The organism is Roseofilum sp. KMC-1, from assembly GCF_057802075.1.
In genome coordinates, this window is record NZ_CM173605.1 from 3,693,244 (window position 1) to 3,717,151 (window position 23,908).

The window sequence follows — 23,908 nt, forward strand, 5'->3', positions numbered from 1 at the left end:
GCCAATTCTACAGGATTCATTTTGAATAGTAAATATGGCGTAAGCCCTCGACTCTCTGGCTATTATGCACCCGTCTAATTCCCAAATAGCGACTCTTACAGAGGATGAGTGGATTGATTTTCACCCTCTCACCCTAGAGCCTCAGATGCTATTGTTAGAGGCAATTGCCCGTTGGCAACTCTATCAGCAGTGTCAATCTGTGCCAGTTCCGCCCTCCTTAGCCTTAGTCGTCAAAGACCAGCGCTTAGTCGGCTTGTTGCATCTGTCTCGTTTTCTACCTTACCTAGCTTTCCCAGAGAGCATTGAAAAGATGACCGTTGAGGAACTGATGCAACCGGAAAGCATAACTCTAGAAATTTCTGACGGGGAAACTTTCAGCACTCAAGATTATCTCTCAACCCTAATTGAATACTTCCAGCAGCACCAACTTACCCATCTGCCTTTAGTTACCCCAAGTCGTAAATTAATCGGTCTTGCTTGTCTGTCAACTCTATTACAAAATCTGAGTAAACGAGCTGAACCCAGATTACCCGATCTCCCTTCCTTAGTCTCTTCATCTTCCCAGACGGCTTTCGATCAAACCTTTAGCCAAGCCGTCATTGGGATGGCTCATATTGACCTACAGGGAAACTTTATTGAAGTCAATCAGAAATTTTGTGATTTAGTGGGGTATGGCAGTTCAGACCTAATTCATCACTCTTTTTTTGAACTCATGGTTCCTCAAAACCTCCAGAGTTCAGAGAATCATAACTATGAAGCTGTGACTCGACGTTATTTAGATCGACTGTTAAGTGGTACATTACCCTTTATTAGTATTGAAAATAACTATTGTAGCCAATCGGGGGTTCAGAATTGGGTAAATATTACGATATCTTTAGTGCGTGATTTATCTGGAAGTCCCGCTTACTTTCTCAGTACGATCCAAGATATTAGCGATCGCAAGCTATTAGAACAAAAGTTACATAGTTCTGAAGCGGAACTGCGATCGGTTTTTGCCGCCATGACTGAAATTGTCCTAGTCATGGATTGTGACGCAGACGTCATTAAAGTTTCTCCCACTTGTCCAGCCCTATATTATCAAGAAAACGCCGATCTCATTGGAGAAACCATTAATCAGATCATTTATGGAGACTATCGTTCAGAACTGATTCAACACTTACAAAAAGTTGTGAATGACAAAAAAAGTCTCGACTTTGAATATTGCTTAACCCTAGATCAAGAAACTTTAGTATTTTCTGCCACCCTATCTCCAATGTCAGAAAAAAAAGTGATTTTAGTCTCTCGCAACATCACGGAAAGACAACAAAACGAAGAAAAGCTCAGACTCCTGCAACGATCCGTAGAAGTTTCTGATAATGGCATCTTAATTAGTGATGCTCAAAAGCAGAATATGCCCATTATTTATGTCAATCCTGCCTTTGAAAAAATCAGTGGATATTTATCCGAAGAAGTCCTGCAAAAATCCCTTTTGTTTCTGTATGAAAACAGATTGCAGAAAACAGAATATAATACAATAAAAAAACAAATATCTCAAGGAAAAAGTTTTCAATTTACTTGCCCAAGTTATCGTAAAAATAACCAAATATTTTGGAGCCATTTATCCCTATATCCCTTACGAGATCCCATGGGAAAATTAACTCATTATGTGATGCTCCAATCTGACATAACAGAGCGCATTAGCGCAGAAGAAGCTTTGAAAAAGAGTGAAAAACGCTGGCAACTCGCTCTCAAAAGTAACAATGATGGCATCTATGATTGGGATTTAGAAAAAAATACCATCTTTTATTCCGCACGCTGGAAAGAAATGTTGGGCTTTTCTGAATCAGAGATTAGCGATCATCCTAGCGAATGGATGACTCGTTTACATCCAGATGATTTTGAACAAGTCATGTTTACCAATCTTCATTATCAGCCCAAGGAGGACAACCCCCTATTTACCACTGAATATCGGATGCGCTGTAAAGATGGAAGCTATAAATGGATTTTAGATCGGGGTCAGATCTTGTACGATCGTCAAGGGGAAGAAATTAGAATTATTGGCTCATACACCGATATTACAGAACGAAAAGAATCTGAAGAAAAGCTCCGAGAATCTCAGCAACGCTTAGAATTTTTAGTCGATCAAACCCCTTTAGGAGTGATTGAATGGTCGGTTGATTGGCAAATTGTAGAATGGAATAAAGCCGCCGAGCGTATTTTTGGCTACCGTCGCTTAGATATTTTATCCTCTCCCCATAGCTTTGATATTTTATTTACTGACCCTAAAAAAACTCAAGCTTATAACTTAATGCAAGTCTTGGAAACCGAAGAAGATACCACCTATGCTATTTGTGATAATGTCAGGCGCTCAGGGGAAAAGATTGTCTGCGAATGGTATAATACTGTCCTCATGGATCGCCAAAACAATGTCATCGGTTATGCTTCTATGATAGCGGATATTACTGATCGCAAACAAGCAGAAATTGCCTTAATCCAGGCAAAAGAAACCGCCGAATCTGCCAACCAAGCCAAAAGCAATTTTTTGGCGAATATGAGCCACGAGTTAAGAACTCCCTTAAATGCCATCTTGGGATTTACTCAATTGATTGACCGCAGTCCAAACTTGGACTCTATTCATCGCCAGCAATTGCGGATTATTAATCGCAGTGGAGAGCATTTATTATCCTTAATTAATGATATTCTAGAAATGTCAAAAATTGAAGCAGGCAAAATCACCCTCAACGAGAGTGAATTTAATTTATGGACGTTGTTAGATACCCTCAAAGAAATGCTACAAATCAAAGCGGAAAGTAAAGGGTTAACTCTGGCCTTAGTTCGCTCTCCTCAAGTGCCAGAATATGTAGAGGGTGATGAAAGTAAGCTGCGTCAAGTCCTGCTCAATCTTTTAGGCAATGCCATTAAGTTTACCCAACAGGGAGGAGTGAAATTATCAGTTTCAGCAGTTCCCTTGCCAGAAAACTCCCGCCTGAAGCTCACCTTTGAAGTAAGCGATACCGGCCCCGGAATTGCAGAAGAAGACCTAGATAGCCTATTTGAACCCTTTGTGCAAACCGCAGTTGGCCGACGATCTCAACAAGGAACAGGATTGGGGTTACCGATTAGTCGTCAGTTTGTGCAATTGATGGGAGGAGACCTTGAGGTTCACTCTCAAGTGGGTGTTGGTACTCAATTTACCTTTGATTTACCCTTCCAAGAAGTCTTATATCAACCCCATAGTCTCAGAACTTCCAGTCGAGTAATCCATTTAGCCCCCAATCAACCGACCTACCGTATTTTAGTAGTAGATGACTCCTTAGATAATCGCCTACTCTTAGAGTCTTTATTAAATAGCGTGGGTTTTGAGGTGCAACTAGCCAACAATGGACAAGAGGCCGTTTCGATTTGGGAAACCTGGAATCCCCATCTAATCTGGATGGATATTCGGATGCCTGTAATGGATGGACTACAAGCAACTCAGTATATTAAATCCCTTCCCCAAGGACAATCGACCCGGATTATTGCCCTAACGGCTAGTGCTTTTGCTGAAGAACGGGAACAAGTCTTGGCTGTAGGATGTGATGATTTTCTCAGTAAACCGTTTCAAGATCAAGAATTATTTGAAAAAATGACCCAACATCTAGGTGTGGCCTATGTCTGTGATTATGTTGATCGTACTTCCCCATTATCTGTCTCAAACTCTGATTGTCTAGAATCGGCTGCTCAGGTTTCCATCAAATGGGAATTGATGCCCCAACCTTGGTTAGAAAATCTTTACCAAGCCGCTATAGAAGCCGATGCTGAAATGATTTTAGAATTGATTGAACAAATTCCCAACGATCAAAAAAATCTAGCTATATATTTGAATGATTTGGTTGATAAATTTGAATTTGAATTAATTACTCAAAATTTAAATTTAGTGTTATATTAAAACCAGAAACAAGGAAAACGAATGAAGAAAAGTGATTGGTAAATTCATGATTTTTTCAAACTCAGAAGATTCCAACAAGTACAATATCTTACTGGTTGATGACACTCCAGAAAATTTACGTCTGCTCTCTGATTTACTCAGTCAACAGGGTTATAAAGTGCGTAGCGTTATGAATGGTAGAACAGCGATTAAAGCAGCTCAAGCAAAACCACCTGATTTGATCTTACTCGATATTAATATGCCCCAAATGAATGGGTATCAAGTCTGTCAGGAACTTAAAATAATTGATGAAACTCAAGAAATACCGATTATATTTATAAGTGCATTAAATGAAGTTTTTGATAAGGTTAAAGCTTTTCGAGTGGGAGGATGTGACTATATTAGTAAGCCCTTTCAAATTGAAGAAGTTTTAGCGAGAGTTAAACATCAATTGAAACTCAAGGCAACCCAAAATGAACTGAAAGACTTAAATTTACAACTCGAAGTACGAGTTCAAGAACGAACCCAAGAACTGCAAGAGACCAATCAAGTCTTAACCCAGGAAATTATGGAACGCAAGCGAATTCAACAGAAACTGTTGGATATGGCTCTCCATGATTCCTTAACGGGACTGCCAAACCGGGCCCTATTTATGGAACGACTCGAATCGGCGATTCAAGGACTCAAAATGAGTCCAGATCGCCCATTCGCGGTCTTATTTTTAGACTGCGATCGCTTCAAAGTGATCAACGACTCCCTCGGCCACCTCGTCGGCGATCAATTGCTCCAGGCGATCGCCCAACGAATCAATAGCCTTCTAGACCCCAACATGCTCCTCGCTCGCCTAGGAGGAGACGAATTTACCATTCTCATCGAATCGAGCGGCAGCCTAGAAGAGGTGAAAAAACTAGCAGAAACCATCCTCAAGAGCCTCTCCTACTCCTTCCAACTCGAACACCACGAAGTCTTTATCAACGCCAGCATCGGCATCGTCCTCAGCCATCCGGACTACCACAAACCCGAATATGTCCTCCGGGATGCGGACACCGCCATGTACAAAGCCAAAGCCATGGGTAAAGGACAATACCATGTCTTTGACCCCACCATGCACCAACTCGCCCTCAAACGGCTCACCCTAGAAACCGAACTTCGCAAAGCCATAGAACATCAAGAATTTCTCATTCACTACCAACCCATCATTAACCTGCAAACCGGTAAAATCATTGGATTTGAAGCCCTCGTGCGCTGGCAACATCCCCAAAAAGGATTAATCAGCCCTGGAGAATTTATCCCCATCTGCGAAGAAACCGGACTAATCAACGACATTGGCTATTGGGTCTTTCAGCAAGCCTGTCATCAACTCAAAATCTGGCAACAAACCCTAAAAAACGATAGCCTTAAAATCAGCATCAATCTCTCCGTCCGCCAATTTTCCCAAATGAACCTGATGGAAAAAGTGGCCGAAACCGTCACGAAAACCCAGATTTTGCCCCAGTGCCTCACCATGGAGATTACCGAGAGTGCCTTGATTGAAAACCCCATGCACGCCCGCACCCTCCTCCATGAAATCCGAGATCGAGACATTCATATTTCCCTAGACGACTTTGGTACAGGCTACTCCTCCCTGTCCTACCTCCATACCCTACCCATCGATATCCTGAAAATCGATCGCTCCTTTATCAACACCCTCAGTCAAGACCCCTCAGATCTTGGCCTGATTCCCCCCATCATCCAAATTGGCCAAACCCTGAACATGAAAGTGGTTGCCGAAGGGATAGAAACCCCAAAACAACTGGAAATCCTCAGACAACTCAACTGTGATTTTGGCCAAGGCTATTGGTTTGCCAAACCCCTCAATATCAGAGAAGCGACTGCCCTGCTGCAATCTAATCCCCAATGGTAGACTTCTACGATAAGCTATAACCGTGACCATCCCAAGCGGCATCTACACCCCTCATCCCTAGCATGAATTCTCTGATTCCCTAGAAGCATGTCCAGATCTCCCTTCTTCCCCATTCTTTTAGTCACCCCGTTATGTCTCTCAAGTGCGATCGCCATCGGACTAAGCGCATGGGTATACTTAAGAAGTGGACTCCCCATCCCTCCAGTCATCCAGTTAATCTGGATTTTTCTCCTCTTAACCACCGCTTTAGGGATCAAAAACGCCTACAGCTTACACCGTCAGCTTCGCCAACCCCCGAAAACCCCCGCCCCCCCCCCAGACAACCCTCAGTCCCCAGAGGTCTCTCCCAACCTGCTTCTCGCCCTAGAACAGACCTTAAATACTACTACTGACTTTTCCAGTACCCTCCACCTGATCCTCGAACAAATTTGTCAACTTACCGGCTGGACTTATGCCGAGGCCTGGATTCCCACTGCTGATAAAAGTGCCCTCCAATGCAGTCCCATCTGGTACAAAAATACCCAAACCCTCTCCCCCGATCATCTCAGTACCCTACAAGATTTCCGCAACTACACTGAAGGCCTCATCCTCCTACCCGACGAAGATATCCCTGGACGAGTCTGGCATAGTAACCAACCCCAATGGTTTGGGAACCTCTCCCAAGACAACGATATTTTTTCTAGGGGAACCCTGGCCCACAAAGTCGGTCTAGGAGCTGCCTTTGGCCTGCCGATTCCCATCCCCGCTCAAGAAACCTTAACGCCTAACCTAATTCCTAGAAGGTCTGCCACCTTGGGGGTTTTCGTGTTTTTTACCCATTATTCTTCCTTCCAAGATCCCTACTGGGTAAAACAACTCTCCTATCGGGCCCTCGACTTTGGCCGTATTCTCCATCAAAAACAAGTCACTACAGAATTTAAAACCCTATTTAGTGCGATCACTGATGTTATTCTCGTCTTTGATGCCCAAGGCTACATTCTCAATATTGCTCCCACCACCCCCAAACCCCTTTACCAAATGCCTTCTGACCTGATTGGTAAAAGTGTACAAGATATTTTTGAACCGGAGCAATCAGCTACTTTTATCAATTGGATCTGGGAGAGCCTGAATACTCAAACCCCCTTACAAACGGAATATCAACTCACTATTGAGGATCAAACCCTGTGGTTTTCTGCCACGATTGCCCCAATTACGGATGCCTCTGGTATGGGAGATGCCGTAATTTGGATTGCTCGTGATATTACTGAGCGCAAAGAAGTGATGGAAGCCCTCTCTAGGGCTAAGGAAGTCGCCGAAATGGCCAATCAGGCCAAAAGTAATTTTTTGGCAAAAATGAGCCATGAATTGCGTACTCCCCTCAACGCGATTCTAGGGTTTACACAGGTGATGATCCGCCATTTGAGCGCCAATCCTTCATCTCTGAGTCCAGCTCAAATTAAAGAGCATTTTGGCTATCTGAAAGTGATTCATAACAGTGGGGAACATTTATTAGACCTGATTAACGATTTGTTGAATTGGTCAAAAATAGAAGCCGGAAAAATGGAACTCCATCGGACTCGCTTCAATTTGTACGATATGCTCAGTACCCTCTATCAGATGTTTAAACTCAAAGCAGAGCATCAAGGGTTGAGTTTATCCTTTGATGTGTCAGCTAAGGTTCCCCCTTTTATTGAAGCTGATTCGGGAAAATTACGGCAAGTGTTTATTAATTTATTAGGGAATGCGCTTAAATTTACTCCCCAAGGGGGGATTAATGTACGGGTAGATTTCTCCCGTGATAGAACCTTGGAGGAGGCCACCTTAATCTGTGAAGTTCAGGATACGGGAATTGGAATTGCTCCGAGTGAGTTGAATCAATTATTTGAACCCTTTGTACAAAGTTCGAGCGATCGCGGTTTTCAAGAAGGAACGGGTTTGGGTTTGCCCATTAGTCAACAAGTGGTCGAACTGATGGGAGGCACGCTAACCGTAGAATCGGAGGTGGGAGAAGGAAGTAAGTTCCGGTTTACTCTACCCGTCAAACTCGATGTTTCTTTAGTCTCCACTGTCCCTTCAGGACTTATCGAGTATACCATACCCGACCATCTGAAACCGATCAACACAGGTTTGGAGATCAAATCTAAATTCTTTGAACCAGAAGATCTCAGTTATGTTCAATCTTCAGACTGGATCAAACTTCAACAAGCAACTTTAGCGGCTGAAGAAGAATTACTCCTCAAGTTAATTAATGAAATTTTTATTCCTAACTCACAGATGCGTGAGTGTCTAACTGAATGGGTTCATGATTTCCAATTCGATCGAGTCCATCAGTTAATTAGCGAGCAGCTCTCTCAACAGGTAAATTGATGATCGCAGTGGGTAATATAACTCGTCAGATCAAACAGCAGTGGAAGCGTATTAGGTTAGGGCGTATCCGAGACAAGATTGGATCGGGCTATGTGTTAGCTATTAGTACGGGATTAGCCGGTTCTTTAATTGGGTTGGTGGTGGCGGATTATTATCAAGGACAGGGAATTGTAAAATTGGCGGATGCAAATATTCAGGCGCAACTCTTGGTTCATTTTCAGGTGGAAATTGAGCGATCGCAACGACTCGCTCTTTTACTCACCACTATAGTCGGCGATCGCCAAGCCCTACAACTCTACCAAAACCGCCTCAACGACAACCTAGGGCAGATCGACACCATCCATCAAAACCTACAAACCTTTATCACCGGTAATCCAGCCTGGTTAGCCGCTCCAGTAGAAACCTTTGGGCCATTTTTAGACGAATATACCCAAACCTTAGCCCAATATAGCGATCGCATCCAACAGATTATTAATCAACCTCATATTTCCTTAGAAGAACAGAAAAATCAACTCAGATCCCTGATTCTCTCCCAACAACAAGAATTAGAAGACTTAGCCACTACCCTCGATCGAATGCTGACTATGGCTCAACAACAAGCTCGGCAAGCCGAAGTAGAACTCGAAAATGCCCAAGGTCTAGAAAAAGGCATTATTATTACCAGTAGCCTATTAGCCGTGGCGATCGCCGGTTGGATTGCCCTACGCACCACCCAAGCCATTCTCAGCCCCCTAGAAAAACTCACCCATTTAGCCGCTACTGCCACCGAACAAGAAAACTGGCAACTGCGAATACCCATTCACACCCAAGACGAAATCGCCACCTTGGGTAAAACCCTCAACGCCCTCATGGAAAGAGTGCAAACTCATACCAGTCAACTTCTCCAAGCCAAAGAAGCCGCCGAAAAATCCAACCAAGCCAAAAGCATATTCCTCGCCAAAATGAGCCATGAATTGCGTACCCCCCTCCATGCCATTCTCGGCTTTACCCAAATCATGGTTAAAGAGCAAAATTTACCCGGCAAACATCAAGAACAACTGCAAACCATCTACAGCAGCAGCCAACATCTACTCGGTCTCATTAATGACATTTTAGACTTATCCAAAATCGAAGCCGGAAAACTGGAGCTTTTACCCCACACCTTTAACTTACCCACATTCATCCATCATTTAGAAAGTATCTTACTATTCAAAGCCAAAAAGAAAAGCCTGAATCTAGACATCGCAATTCAAGAAAATGTCCCCGATCAACTCTACACCGATGAACAGAAACTGCGCCAAATCCTACTGAACTTACTCAGTAATGCCATAAAATTTACCGATCGAGGTGCAGTTTCCTTAACCATCGCCCTTGCCGATCGAGCGGATACTCTACAATTTACCATCTCCGACACCGGTATGGGGATCGCCAGCGAAGAGCTAGACCAACTTTTTCAACCCTTTGAACAAACCCAAAGTGGCAAACAATCCCAGGAAGGAACTGGATTAGGATTAACCATTAGCCGCCAATTAGTCAATCTTCTCGGAGGAAGCCTCACCGTATCGAGTCAGCTCAATTTAGGAACAGTCTTTAGCTTTAATCTTCCCCTAATCTCTAATCCACAGACAACAGAACCGATACCTAGTGTTGAGCGTAGAGTCCAAGGGATTGCCTCCACAGACCAAACCTATCGCATTTTAGTCGTCGATGATAAATGGGAAAATCGGGAAATTCTCCGTTGCTTGCTCACTCCTTTGGGCTTTGAAGTGCAAGAAGCCACTCAAGGAGAAGAAGCCCTTGCGCTGTGGGAACAACAATCAGTAGATTTGATTTTAACCGATATTCGGATGCCTATCCTAGACGGTTATGGTCTAGTCGCCACTATCCGTCAGCGAGAACAACAACAGGCTCTCTCCCCTGTGCCCATCATTGTCACCACTGCCAGTACCTTTGAAGAAGAGCGCCAACAAATGTTGGACAGTGGATGTAATGATTTAGTGCATAAACCCTTTCCTGAAGCCCTGATTTTAGAGAAAATTGCCCAGTATTTAGAATTAGAATATACTTATGAATCAGAAGCAGAAGGTGATGTCGATCCCAACTCCTCGACTCAACCCCCTAACTTCTCCCTAGCAGATGCTATGGCTCAACAGCCGATAGAATGGATTGCAGCCTTACAGAAAGGAGCAACTGAAGCCGATCCGGATCTGATTGTGCCCTTAATCGACCAACTCCCGACTTCTCAATTAAAATTGAGACAACAGTTAGTCACTTGGGTCGATAATTTCCAGTTTGAAGCGATTTGTGAGATAACAGAAGAGTGTATTCTCCAAGAAAGTCGCCAGTTTATTACTCGCTAATATCTCTAATTGTTAAACTTTATAATGCTGCTTAACTTGCTTTCCCGCTCATGAATCACTCTACCGATCATCTAGAACTCGCTAATATTTTATTGATTGATGATATGCCCAACAATCTTCGCTTGCTGTCGAGTTTGTTAAGTAAGCAAGGATACAAGGTCAGAAGTGTGATTAATGGAGCCATGGGACTGAAAGCGGCTCAAGCTAAACCACCAGATTTAATTTTACTCGATATTAATATGCCTGACCTCAATGGTTATCAAGTCTGTAGCCAACTCAAGGAACATGAAATAACCCAAGAAATACCCGTCATTTTTTTGAGCGCTTTAGATGATGTGATTGATAAGGTGAAAGCGTTCCGCGTCGGTGGCTCAGATTATATTACCAAACCTTTTCAAATTGAAGAAGTGCTGGTACGGGTACAAAATCAGTTACAATTGCGACAAGCACAAAAAATGCTGGCCCAACAAAATGTGATTTTAGAGCAAGAAATCTGCGATCGCAAAAAAATTCAGGCTTCCCTAGAAGAAAGAGAAACAGAGCTGAAACAACAAACTGAGCGTTTAGAAGCGGCTTTAACTAAAATTCAGAAAACTCAATTACAACTGGTTCAAAGTGAAAAAATGGCCAGCTTGGGACAACTGGTTGCGGGTATTGCCCATGAAATCAATAATCCCATTAGCTTTATTTACGGGAATCTTCATTATGTCAAGGATTATTTAAATAATTTAGTCGATACAATAAAAATATATCAGAAAAATTATCCTGAACCGACAGAAAATATTAAGGTTTTTACAGAAGGAATTGATTTAGATTTTGTGATTGAAGATCTCAAGACGATGATGACTTCCATGGAAAGTGGTGTAGAAAGAATTCATGGGATTGTTTTAGGACTGCGGACATTTTCCAGACTGGATGAAGCAGCGATTAAATCTGTAGACTTACATGAAGGACTTGAGAGTACCCTATTAATTGTTCAACATCGATTACACCAGACCCCTAATCGACCAACTATTCAAGTGCTTAAAAACTATGGTGAGTTGCCTAAAGTCACCTGCTATTCTGGACAAATCCATCAAGTTTTTCTTCATCTGATTGAAAATGCGATTGATGCCCTAGAAGATCAAACCTTTGATGGTTTAGCTTCGGATGACTTTATTCCTACTTTAGAAATTAGGACTCAAATCACGGAAGATGAACAAGTACAAATTTGTTTTAAGGATAATGGAGTCGGCATTGCAGATGAGATAAAAATGCAAATTTTCAATCCATTTTTCACAACTAAATCGGTAGGTAAAGGCAGTGGTTTGGGGCTTTCTATTTGTTATCAAATTATTGTGGAGCAACATCAAGGACAACTGAGTTATACCCCATTGCCTGATGGGGGTAGCCAATTTACGATTCAAATTCCGATTCATCAAAAGTAGATCATACCCTGATATCCATCATTCCCATTGTTGTAATTCTTGGAACCAGGCTTGGATTTGTTCGCGCCGAGTTTCAAATGTGGCGGCAATCCAGATGAGGGAAATACCGGCTCCTAGGGCGACTAACCATTTGGAGAAGGGATGGTCAAAAATGAGGAGACCTAACTGATAGAAAATATTGAGTAAAAAAGTGGTAGTGCCGACATAGAGAAAGGCGCGGGTTTTGAGGGAGAGTCCGGCAAAAATGGTGAGTAAACTGAAGGTTCCGGTAAGTGTGCCAATCCATTGTTGGGTAGTGAAGGAAATTAAGCTGATGATGACAGAAATTAGGGTGCGGAGATTGTGGCGAAGTTTGCGGTTTAGGGGAGAGTTTAGGAATGGGTCAACTTGGATGATGTAGAGGAGGGAAAGGCTGAGGGTGAGGGTATACCAGAAGATTTCGGTGATGGGAAAATCGAGGAACCATCGCCAAATCATCCAGTTGAGGACGGCTAAGGTAAGGTAGGTAAAGCGGATTTGTTTGGTGGCGATCGCCAATCCGATATAATAAGCGGCAATCACGACGAGACTGGCTTGATTCAAAATAGCGGGATTCTCCAGCATGGCATAGAGGGGAATGATAATCCCGGCGAGTTGCCAAGGGCGTTTTGACCATCCCCAGGTTTCCCAGGGGAGGAAGTAGAGAAAGTAGGCAAACAGGGTGGCGATGGCTCCTTTCCAAGCCACTAAGGGCCCGCCTAAGAGTTGGGCGATGGGGGTATTGAGCCAGTATATTCGCATTCCGACAGCTTCTAAAAATCCGAGATAGACCCAGAATTCTTGGGGTGTGACCTCTCCCTGGTGAGGTGTGCCCTCTCCCCCAACCCCCTCTCCCACGGGAGAGTTTGCTCTAGGCACGGGAGAGTTTGCTCTACGACCTTGACTGATGGCGTAGAGAGTTAAAGCTGTACCGGTGGCAAATCCTAGGGTCATTCCGTTTTGAATGGGGTTAAAGGTTGCCCCAATGAGGAGTAGGCTAGAGGCGAACCAATGGAGATGACAAATCGAGCGAAATTCTCTAGGGGTAAGTTGGAAATAGGGGCGTAAAAATTTTCCTAATAGACGATAGGCATAGAGGATGCTACTTCCTAGGGTGGCCATGAGAATGAGGCCATCGCCAGTTGCTCCTGGGGGTTGTAAGGAGAGTTGATAAAAGAGAAGTTCATAGGCACAGGCGGTGATTCCAGCGAGGGCAAGATAAATGAGGGGTTTAAATTGGGGCGATCGCTTGCCGATACCGAGGATAATGATGGCTAGGGCTAGGGTGGTAATTCCTGTCCAACTGGAAATTGTGCCCCAACGGAATAGGGCCCCTAAAATTCCGTAAACTAGGGGGATAATATGCCAAGCTGCACCTAGATTTTGGGATAGGCTGGGCTGTTTTGAACTCCACCAGTCGCCGAATAATTGAGCGCATAAGCCCAAAATCAGGTTAACTACAGCAAGGTTAATAATAGGTGATTCAAAACTTGCTAGAGTTTCGATGGCTAATAGTTCAATTGTCCATCCGATGGCGAATAATTTCCAGTTGCTGATAGTGGGGGCGGGTTCACTGGTTTTTTGGCTATTTTCCCAAAATCTGGATAAACCCGCCCCTACGGGACGACGCGACCGTTTTTTCTGACTATAAAGAAGGGCAATAAAGAGGAGAATTAAGCTGATAAAAACGCTGTTGTGGGGGCTGAGATAGTTGGTGTAAACGAGGACACCATGGAGGGTGAGGAGGGTTAAGCAAAAGAGACAGAGGGCGATCGCCCATCCCTGGAAAGTTTTACGATAGAGTCGGGTTAACTGTCGCTGCCATTGCGCTCTACCCAAGTGCAGGGTTTTGGCTCCTATCCATAATCCTAAAACATTGACTGCACCAACGATCCACCAAGCGGTTAAGGGAATATCAACCCAGTCGGAGAGGATGACACGCTCGGTGACTAATCCTAAGCCGACAGTTATGGCAGTCAGGTAGAGTTTAGGATGATAGCGACTATGACCGATGGAGATTAAGGTAGAAACCAGTAAACTTAGACACCTCAGTGAAAAAATGTTCATCGTGGTTAGGGTAGCTACCATGATGGCAGAGGTACTCCATGTAATGGCGGTGGGTTGCGGTTTCGGATACCAACTGCGATAGGCAGTTGCCCCACTGAGGAGCATACTGGTACTGATGGAGAGATAATTGGGGCTGAGTAAATCTTGACTCATCCAAGTGCCTTGGAGGGTGAGAACTATACCACAAAGGGCGATCGCCCAAATATCTAAGGCTTTAGTGTAATGAGGGCTACTTTTATGTAGCGTATAATGACGGATTCCCCATAACCCAGAAACGGCGATCTCTCCCAGCATCAACCACAGGGTATTGGGCAAGGGAGGCATTCCCAGAACCCGATCTGATAATCCTAATCCTAGGGTACTTAAGGCACAACCAATGGTAAGGGTAGCGGTGATAATATGGGGCAGTTTATGGGTATTAAAAACCATGATTAAGGTGGTAACTACCAACCCAAACACTCGCCATCCTGGAGTTTCTAACAGCAGAGTTTGAGCTAAAAAGAGCATCATTATACTTAATTTAGGCGTAAGATCAAACTTGTGGGAGTGGGGCGAATAGCTAATCAGGGTAAGGGTTGCGGGAACTACGATCCAAATGAAATGAGCGAGAGTAAAGTTATACGGTTTTAGAGTGGCAAAGAGGAAGAAATAGGCGATCGCCCCTAATCCTAATCCCATTAACCAGGCACTTTCTTGCCAGATTTTTTCATACTGATTCGGTTCTGGAGAAAAACGCAGCTCAGAAAACCACCATTCCAGCACCGTAATTGCCAGCAAAATCAGCGCCCAAGTGTTTAAGCTTAAGTCAAATCCGACATAATAGATAATGCTCAGAATTAGGGCTAATCCGGTTAAGTGATTGAGATAAACCAGCAAGTAAAAAGAGTGCAAAATTTGCAGATCGTATCGCCGTTTAGTCACCCAAATGACCAGAAAAATTAGGTTAGTTAAACAGAAAATCCGTAAAATAGAATTGGGAAAACTTAAGATCAGTAAACTAATCCCCAATCCTAGAGCAACAAACTCGGAAAAATGGGCAAGTTTTGCTTGTTCTTTGCGATAGAAGCGATCGCCCATATTTATAAGCCAAATTAAGTAAGGCAGTCCGATCAGACTGACGAGAGCGATCGGAAAATCTTGGGCTTGAGTAATTTGTATTGTTGTGTTTATAATCTGGGCTTGGGTGATTTGAGGAATAAAGCTCCACAATAGAATAGAAAGTTGAGCAACCATCAGCCACAAGCTCGCCAAATCCCGCCGTTTTTGCCAGCGATCAATAAAGTTTTTGTAGATTTGGATGGCGATTAAACTAATGATTACGCCTTGCCAAGGAAGCCTAACCCAAATTGATACAAACCAAGCAAAAAACAGCAGACTTAAACCCAGACGATTGAGCGGTTTATGGGGTGATGAACGATGAGTGAATGAGAGCCAAATGATGAAGGTTCCGCACAGGGCGATCGCTAATCCTAAATGGGGTAAAATAACTCCTTGGACAAAAATAGCACGAAAGAGTAAAATTCCTATAGCATAAAAGCTTAGGCGGTTGAGTTGCAGCGTTTTGTTGAGCGAACCCTCCGGATCTTGAAACTGATAGATGTAGAATCCTAAACTGCTAATTGTCGCTAAATAGACAGAAAAAATAGGAAAATTTGGTATTCCCCAACCCCAATGGAGATAGCTAACAGAAATGTAAATCAGGAAAGGGAGCGAAACCCTAATTTGAGTCTGCCATAAAGAGCGGGCAATGACGGTTAAATAGATCGCCGATCCCATACTTACTACTGCATTAAATGGATGACTCCATAATCCAAAATCATCCATCGCCCAAAAATTGACTGGAATTAAGAGTAATGTGACTAATTTTAGGGCTTGTGAGGTTAAGTTTAAGTTTTCTTTCTGACTGACTAAACGACTAATCAACCAAAATAATGAGGTATATCCTAACAGTACCCCATATTGGACAAGGGCGGGGAAATTTTCCCATTGACTGGCGGCAAATACTCCAGAGGAGAGAACGACGAGAAATAAGCCTAAGAATAATAACCAGCGCACGCTTAATTCTGCTTTTAAAGAGTCTAACCTTTGACTGATCCAATTGGATTTAGGGATGAGTTTAGGCTGGGGAAGACTGGGCGCAGTTTTTAAAACTGGCTCTGATTGTATCGGGCTTGACTCTGCAATGGGTGGCAGGATCACCTGGAGTTCTGGAATGGCAGAACAGAGATGATTACGGGCAATCTGTTTTACCCATAGATCGTTGATTAATCCCAAATTTAAGCCAATTTCTAATCCTTCTAAGAAATGGGGATGATGGGTATCAACTTTTAAACAGAGATAGACAGAATCCTCGGTTAAAATCCCCAAATCTTGCCAAACTTTCAATCCTTGGAGTAGAGAATGGATAGGTAAGGCTGGATCTAGCTTAATTTCAACGATCGACTCAGGAATAGGAGCCATGGTTTCATGTGCAGTTAGGATAGCATCGATTGTAACAGTTAGTAAGGTTTATAAGCTTGCAAAACTTGCAGACTTCCCCCTCCGTAGAGGGTGGGAGGTTCCACCTGAAACCCGATCTCCTTTAAGGTTTGCCTTAAGTCGGTTTGTAATAACTGCCAGGCAGTTTCGGTTTCAAACAAGAACAGGAACAGATATAATCCGGGGATAAAGATCGGGTTAGTAGGAGGATGAAAATCGGCGATCGCCAAAACTCCCCCCGGTTTCAACACTCGATACACTTCCCGCAAAATCTGCTTAAGCTGCTCTGGGGACATTTCATGCAATGCAGCGCTCGTATGCACCAGATCAAAACTCCCATCATCCAAAGGCATATTTTCCGCAAACCCTTCCACAAACTTCGCTTGCGGAACATTCCGTTGCGCTCGTTCCAGAGAAAGGGGAGATGCATCTAACCCCGTCACCTTCTCCGAATACGTCACTAAAACCTCTGTCGCTTGACCGCTCCCACAACAGAGATCTAAAATTTCCGTATCTGAATTGATCTTTAAACCTTTGAGAGCCAGACGACGAAACCGGTATTCTCCCCCCACTGCTAGGGCAGATACCCGCGAAATAGCATCATATAGCCACTGATATTGATAACTTAAATCTCTTAAAAACGTTGCCATAGTATAATTCTTTCCATAAATTTTCCCCTTCTCCTAGGCGGAGAAGGGATAGAGAATGAGGATATCAGATTAAGAGAGTCCGACTAACTTTTCGCTCAACTCCCATAGACGTTGTGCTTTTTCCATATCACTGCCTTCGGCTGAAAGCTCTTGGGCGAAAGCTTTGCGCCCCTCTTTTTGCCGGTTTCCCCAACTCCAATGGACTCCAGACTCTTGATATTCTGGCTCTGCCATCACATCAGCAACCCGTTCCCCAGCTAATTCTTGGGAAACATAGCCACCGGTAATATTTTTTTGGAAGAGAGGGAAAATCGTCTGGAAGAGGGGATAATGGTTGCGGAATAAAGGCGTATCTGCCACACATCCAGGATAGAGGGAATTAAACACAATTCCAGTCGATTTATAATACCGGCGATGGAGTTCGCGGACGATCAGCATATTACAAAGTTTGCTATCTTTGTAAGCTTTACCCGACTTAAATTTTTTGCCATCAATCATAGCAATTGGTGCTTTAAATCCTTGCTCCAATCCTTTCATATCTCCTAAATCCGGAGGTGCAGGAATGGGAATTTTACCGCCTAATTCTTTGGTGTTTGCCGTAACTGTTCCCAGGATAATCAGGCGGCGATTGGAGAATTTAGACTGAATCAGATCATCCATGAGTAGGTTGCACAGGAGAAAATGACCGAGGTGGTTGGTTGCTACACTGATCTCATAGCCATCTACCGATCGCTGGGGTTCTTTGAGTAACGGTAGATACACCGCCGCATTACACAACAGCACATCTAGAGCGCGTTTGCTCTGGTGGAAAGTGTTGACAAAGTTACGCACGCTCTCTAGACTTGCCAGATCTAAGTGCATAACCGTATAGGCATCCTTGGGAATGTCTAGTTCCCTAGCAGCCGCTTCTGCCTTCTCCAGATTGCGGCAAGCCATGATCACATGCCAGTTCTCTCGTTGAGCCAAAGCTTTAGTTGCGTATAAGCCAACTCCAGAGGATGCCCCTGTGATAATTGCAGTTAAGTTACGTTTTTGTCCCATATGATTGATTAAACTCGATTGACCCAAGTGTGTGAGATTCGCTCTAGACTTATTAGCATATGGGCAAAAGGGGGCGATCGCAACTGCCACAACCAGTAATTAGCGATTGGCAATCCTAAGATTCAAGATTAAAATCCGAATCTCACCTTTTCTCCGTCTATCTAATTCCTCAAGGAAAATTCCCTGAAAATCATCTAAATTCGCATCTTTATTATGTAGTTTTTCCATGACTAACCGGATTGTAAAAAACTCGCTATAATAAAATTGGGCTAGTCATTGTTTTCAATGTGCCCCTACTCTGAACCCAGGGTCAGAGAAACCAACCGTTTAGTTAAAACTTGATTAATCTCCTCTTAACATGAGCCAAATTCTTGATGCCTTGTCTAAAACCAATTCTCAGCGCCTCGTCTGTAGCTATAGAAATAATGGTGAATCGATTCAGATTGCCCGAATTGCTAACATTCCTAATTGGTATTTTGAACGGGTAGTATTCCCCCAAGAATATCTCTTATTTGAAGCGCCTCCATCCGCTCATCTGGAAATTTATCAAGGGGAGGAAACAGAAGAAGTGAAGTTAGTCACCGAGATCCCGTGCGATCGCCTCTGCATCAGCGAACCCGAACCTCTCCCCATTTAAATCTAACTCCAAAAGCCTTATCATAGGCCCAGGAAAACACTAAGGGCCCTCAACTCCGGATGCAAGCGAATTTCCCTCTATTCACCCCTGGCACATTAAGCGATCGCATTAGCGAACAAACCCAGTATGCCTTAAATTGCGGGGCCCTACATCCCATTCCTACCGACTACGAAATCATCGAAGACCAGGGTATCCCTTTTCTCGTTAGAATGATTACCAACCTAGCCCGTAAAGAAGCCCAAAAACGCAAACAACAAGCAGCTTCAGAATCGAGCCAACCGGTTAATCCCTTTCTACCCTGCGATCGCCACCTCTTCGTCAGCGACATCTCCCCCACCCACCACTGTCTGCTCAACAAATATAACGTCGTCGATCGCCATCTCCTCATCGTCACCCGTGACTTTGAACCCCAAGAAAATTGGCTCACCCTTGCTGACTTTCAAGCCTTGTGGTTTACCCTCGCGGAAATTGACGGACTCGGATTTTACAATGGTGGAACCCTTGCCGGAGCCAGTCAACCCCACAAACATCTCCAACTGGTTCCCCTCCCCCTCATTCCCCAAAGCATTGCCATCCCCATCGAGACAGTATTCGACCCCAAATCACCCCAGAGCAGCCCCTATCAGAGCCATAAACTGCCCTTTCTCCATGCCATTACCTTTTTTGACCCTCAGATCGTAAACAGCCCAGAAAACGCCGCCCAGGTGAGCCTCAACCACTACCATCAGCTCCTGCGTCATGTCGGACGCTTAAAACAAGACAACCCAGGAACTCAACAAACCGGAGCCTATAATTTACTCATCACCCGTCGATGGATGATGATTATTCCCCGCTCCCAGGAATCTTGGCACTCCATTGCTGTTAATTCCCTAGGCTTTGCTGGAGCCTTATTAGTTCGAGACACTCAACAATTATCAGAACTTAAAACCCTAGGATTAATGAATCTATTACAGCAAGTATCTGGATTGTGAATGAAAAAACCAACAAGAATGGCGATCGCCTAAAATTGATTAAAATGGGAGCGTAATCACCGATAACACAACAAAGCATACATGATTATCCCTCCCGGTTTTGAACAAAACTCCGTGGTGACCAGCTTAGGCCGTATGGTCTACTACCACCCCAGTGAGTCCCTTTGGGGTTCTCAGGTAAAACTACAACCCAAATTAGTCTTTTTACATGGCTTTGGGGGAGGATCATCCGCCTATGAGTGGTCTCAAGTTTATCCCGCATTTGCAGCCGAATATTATACCCTCGCTCCCGACTTAATCGGCTGGGGTCGTTCCGACCATCCAGAGCGCAACTATACCATTGAAGATTATCTCACCACAATTCGGGAATTCTTAGAACTCACCAGCGACCAACCCTGCACCGTAATTGCCTCTTCTTTAACCGCAGCCTTAGTAATTCGAGTAGCCATCGACCATCCCCAATTATTCCAGTCTTTAATTTTAACTACTCCCGCCGGATTATCGGATTTTGGTGAAGATTATAGCGGCAGTTTATTTGCCCAATTGATTAAATTTCCCCTTGTGGATAAACTCATTTATAGCAGTGCGATCGCCACCGAAGCCGGAATTGCCTCCTTTCTGCAAGCTCGCCAATTTGCCCAAAGCAGTCGCATCTACTCAGAAATCATTGAAGCCTATCTCGAATCAGCCACACAACAAAACGCCGAATATGCCGCCCTCTCCTTCGTTCGGGGCGATTTATGCTTTGATTTAGCCCAATATATACCCCGTTTAACCACCCCTACCGCCATCCTTTGGGGGAAAAAATCCCAATTTACCGGCCCAGAAATCGGTCAACGTCTCGCAAGTCTTAATCCTGAATATATTAAACGGTTTATGACCCTAGACAATGTAGGACTCACCCCCCAATTAGAAATGCCCGGATTAACCATTGGTTTAATTCGTCAACTCTGGAAACAACTGCGGTCTTAACAGCAATGATCGTTATAAATTAGCAAAAAACTAGCCATGCCTCCCTTATTTTTTCCCTGCTATCATAATAGTTCGCAGCGCAAAGCCCTATATCTTCCCTTACTCATTTTAGCCTTAACCACAGGAACCTTTATTTCTGGGTGTCAAACCTCACAAACAACTCAATCCTCCGTCACTCAAGCGGCTAATATCCTCTCTGGACGCACCCTAGAATTTACCCTCACGGAAAAAAGACGGGTTTCTTTAGGTATTTTTAATACCGAAGGTTTTTTAGTGCGGGAAGTGCTGAGGGGTGAACCCTATGAAGCAGGAACTCATCAGGTGACTTGGGATGGCTTAGATGGAGAAGGAAATCCTGCTCCGGCCGGCGAGTATACTTGGAAACGGGTCACCCATCCGGGGTTTACCTCCCGCTATGTGACCCATATTGGAGTCAATCCGCCCTCAGAATCGTATCATTTATGGCCAGGAGAACATACGGGAGTGGGAACCGTGGCGGTAGATGATTCTGGGGTTTACTTTGGCGCAAGGGTGACCGAAGTGCCGCCAATGGTGGTGAAGCATTCCCCGGATGGTAAAGAGCAAATTTGGACGAAAGAGCAGTATTATCAGGGCGGCCGTCTGAAACGGTTGGCGGCCGCAGGGGGTAAGGTGTATTTGCTTAAGGATGAGGGGGGAGGAAATACGGAAACCCATTGGATCAGGGTAGTGACGGCAGATAGGGGAAAACCAGCAGGAGACTGGCAAATTACAGAGGGCGGAATTCAGGTTAGTGATGTTGATATTGAAGGTGATAATTTAGTCGTAGTTTTGCCCGATTTAGGGGAAATCCGATGGCTCGATCCGGAGAATCCGAGCATGGTTTTATCGACGGTTAAGGGGTTGGAGGGGGTAAATGCCATTACAGCAGTAAGCGGCGATCGCCAAGGAGCTGTCCTGGTTCATACTCAAGGTCAAGTAATTTTTATCGATCCCGTCCAAGGCATTCAGGAAACCCGAATTACCGGGTTACAGGGAGTTGTCGCCCTCGACCTCGATCATACTAGCGGGGATCTCTATCTGAATGAAACCAGCCAAGGGTCTCAGGTTTGGCGCTATGACCAGGAGTTTCGCAAGGTGCAAGAGTATGGCTCAGAGCGGCGACCCTTTGGGGTATATCAACAGGAATTATTCGGGGATCTGGCGGATGTAACAGCAGATCAAAATGGTGGATTTTATACGACAGAACCGGGAATATATCCTCGGCAAACCTCCCATATTCGCAGCGCGGATGGCTCGGTTTTAAATGCCTGGTTTGGAGGATTAAGCTATTATTTAGTGCCCACAGTTGACCCCAAAGACCCCAGCATTATTTGGTTAACCGGTCATGCTCCAGAAGTGGTCAAACTCCGGCTAAATGTAAACCAAGGAACCTGGGAAGTGTTAGAGGTTTATTCTTTTGCAGAACCGGGGGATAAACTCTTTGTGGAAAATCGGGCGATTGGTTCCCGTTGGCAACCCGTTTATTGGCAAGATGAGTTATATTTATTTGCCACAAAAAGACCGGCTATTTTAAGAGTCGATCGCCAGCAAGGGAAATTATGGCCCGTTTCCTTAACCACAACCGTCATTCACGACCCCAATAGTGACCTGTGGAGGGGGTCTGGAGAAGACGGTTTTCCCGCTCCATGGGTGGAAGCAGTGCGGGCCCAAGGGTTTCAGGACTTAGGTCAAGCACCGAGGAGCTTTGCTTGGGGCGATCGCAATCAAAATGGCCTCATGGAACCCGAAGAATTCCTCTTCTATCCCCAGGAATTTCGCTGGAATTTCGCCGGTGAGGGTGCTTGGGATGACCAATTTAACTATTATTTACCCACCCAAAACTTTGGCAGCTCCGATCCCCAATTTGCTTGGTATAAAGTCCCGGTAGCCGAATGGCTCGGAACTGACCCAAAAATCCCCTTTTACAACCTACAAAACATCGAACCCGGCCCCCCCATTCCTGAATCCGTGAATAATGCCTACTGGGCCAGAGAGCTAGAGCGAGACCAAGACGGCAATATCTATCTCGTCAGTCAATCCCATCTCACCATTCATGAAAGCTTAGGAGGACGTTGGCCCACGAGCCAAAATCGTGTCAATCGCCTGATCAAATGGAATGAAAACCAAGAACTTTTAGGCTTAATTTCTCGTAAAGTCTTCGATCATCGAGAAAAAGATAGCGGCAAACTCTATTATCCCATGCATGTCCGCTCTGGCCCAGATAATACAATCATTGTTGTCGATCAAGACTATACACCAGCCGCCGTTTATACCCAAGATGGCTTATTTATTGGCCCCCTGTTAGACCAGCGCACCTTAGATAATTATCCGGATTCTGTTTATCAGGCTTCCAATCATCAAGATTTTCAAGGATTTGCCTTAACAGAATTTGCCGATGGTCGTCGGTTTTGGGTTGGCTCACAACCAGGAGGGCTACCGGTTTATGAAAGCTTGGGATGGGACAAAATTCAACAAGCAACCGGTCAATTGAAGCTAGATCAACCCGTCGAAACCATAGGATTCTCTGGAACCGGATTAACAGGAACTCTCTATCAAGATATTCAGGGTAAATCAGCTCTGGGCGAGTTTACTTTTCCCAAAATTGATATCGAACCCTATAACCCTTCCCCGATCTCTGGGGTTGCACCCGATAATTTTAAAATGGTGTGGGAAGGAGAAGTGCAAGCCAAGTTTAGCGAAAATCATCAATTTTATCTGTATTTGAAAAAAAACCAAGATGCGGGTAAAATATGGATTGACGATCGATTAGCATTTGATTCTCAAGATTTAGAAAATCCTGTCCCTAAAATTCGTCTAGAGAAAGGAGAAAAGTACCGGATCAAAATTGAATGGATTAACCAAGACGGAAATCCAACAATCCGAGTGATTTGGAGCAGCACCACTCTCGATCCTGAAGTCATTCCCCCAGAAGTTTTATATCCTTAGTCAAATCACCATAGCCCAAGGCAGCAATCTTTCCGGTCTTCTACCATAGTAGGGTTTAGGCGGTCACTGACCTAAAAAGTGAACCTGGGGTTAAACGAAACCTGGAGGAAGGGAGGGGTTGAGAGTTAGCACTTTTAGCCGACTCCCTTTGCTCCCTTATCGTTATCCTTCAATATTCTTTGCGATCTTCGATCAAAAAAGTAAGC

Annotated in this window: 12 protein-coding genes; 9 read left to right on the plus strand and 3 right to left on the minus strand. The window is 44.3% G+C overall.

Annotation, left to right across the window (positions count from 1 at the left end; genetic code table 11):
• The first annotated feature begins 145 nt into the window (after nt 1–145).
• From AC3FZD_RS16995 to AC3FZD_RS17015, 5 genes are all read left to right on the plus strand, one after another.
• A complete protein-coding gene (locus tag AC3FZD_RS16995) occupies nt 146–3,907 on the plus strand; it encodes a PAS domain S-box protein (protein ID WP_488737163.1) in 3,762 nt (1,253 codons plus the stop codon).
• A 46-nt stretch (nt 3,908–3,953) separates the two neighbouring features.
• Nucleotides 3,954–5,789: a two-component system response regulator gene (locus AC3FZD_RS17000; protein ID WP_488737164.1), complete on the plus strand. Its 1,836-nt coding sequence runs from the start codon at nt 3,954–3,956 to the stop codon at nt 5,787–5,789.
• 87 nt (nt 5,790–5,876) lie between these two features.
• The gene (locus AC3FZD_RS17005; protein WP_488737165.1) at nt 5,877–8,135 is read left to right on the plus strand and encodes a GAF domain-containing sensor histidine kinase; all 2,259 of its coding nucleotides are present in this window, start codon (nt 5,877–5,879) and stop codon (nt 8,133–8,135) included.
• Entirely contained in the window at nt 8,135–10,474 is a 2,340-nt protein-coding gene (locus AC3FZD_RS17010; protein ID WP_488740370.1) for an ATP-binding protein, read from the plus strand. The genes AC3FZD_RS17005 and AC3FZD_RS17010 overlap by 1 nt, the downstream gene beginning before the upstream one ends.
• A 50-nt stretch (nt 10,475–10,524) precedes the next feature.
• The gene (locus tag AC3FZD_RS17015) at nt 10,525–11,901 is read left to right on the plus strand and encodes a hybrid sensor histidine kinase/response regulator (protein WP_488737166.1); all 1,377 of its coding nucleotides are present in this window, start codon (nt 10,525–10,527) and stop codon (nt 11,899–11,901) included.
• Nucleotides 11,902–11,919: 18 nt separating this feature from the next.
• Here the strand turns inward: AC3FZD_RS17015 and AC3FZD_RS17020 are convergent, their stop codons facing one another.
• The 3 genes from AC3FZD_RS17020 to AC3FZD_RS17030 all read right to left on the minus strand — a co-directional run bounded on the left by AC3FZD_RS17020 (nt 11,920) and on the right by AC3FZD_RS17030 (nt 18,155).
• The gene (locus AC3FZD_RS17020; RefSeq protein WP_488737167.1) at nt 11,920–16,446 is read right to left on the minus strand and encodes a hypothetical protein; all 4,527 of its coding nucleotides are present in this window, start codon (nt 16,444–16,446) and stop codon (nt 11,920–11,922) included.
• A 38-nt stretch (nt 16,447–16,484) separates the two neighbouring features.
• A complete protein-coding gene (locus AC3FZD_RS17025) occupies nt 16,485–17,114 on the minus strand; it encodes a class I SAM-dependent methyltransferase (protein ID WP_488737168.1) in 630 nt (209 codons plus the stop codon).
• Nucleotides 17,115–17,183: 69 nt separating this feature from the next.
• Nucleotides 17,184–18,155, minus strand: coding sequence for a protochlorophyllide reductase (locus tag AC3FZD_RS17030; RefSeq protein WP_488737169.1), 972 nt, complete (start codon nt 18,153–18,155; stop codon nt 17,184–17,186).
• A gap of 358 nt (nt 18,156–18,513) precedes the next feature.
• Here AC3FZD_RS17030 and AC3FZD_RS17035 point away from each other — a divergent pair, with 358 nt between their 5' ends.
• The 4 genes from AC3FZD_RS17035 to AC3FZD_RS17050 all read left to right on the plus strand — a co-directional run bounded on the left by AC3FZD_RS17035 (nt 18,514) and on the right by AC3FZD_RS17050 (nt 23,702).
• The gene (locus AC3FZD_RS17035; RefSeq protein WP_488737170.1) at nt 18,514–18,792 is read left to right on the plus strand and encodes a DUF1830 domain-containing protein; all 279 of its coding nucleotides are present in this window, start codon (nt 18,514–18,516) and stop codon (nt 18,790–18,792) included.
• A gap of 59 nt (nt 18,793–18,851) precedes the next feature.
• The gene (locus AC3FZD_RS17040; protein ID WP_488737171.1) at nt 18,852–19,763 is read left to right on the plus strand and encodes an ATP adenylyltransferase family protein; all 912 of its coding nucleotides are present in this window, start codon (nt 18,852–18,854) and stop codon (nt 19,761–19,763) included.
• Nucleotides 19,764–19,844: 81 nt separating this feature from the next.
• Complete coding sequence (locus AC3FZD_RS17045) at nt 19,845–20,735, plus strand: alpha/beta fold hydrolase (RefSeq protein WP_488737172.1); 891 nt, start codon at nt 19,845–19,847, stop codon at nt 20,733–20,735.
• A gap of 36 nt (nt 20,736–20,771) precedes the next feature.
• Nucleotides 20,772–23,702, plus strand: coding sequence for a PA14 domain-containing protein (locus AC3FZD_RS17050; RefSeq protein ID WP_488737173.1), 2,931 nt, complete (start codon nt 20,772–20,774; stop codon nt 23,700–23,702).
• Nucleotides 23,703–23,908: the final 206 nt, after the last annotated feature.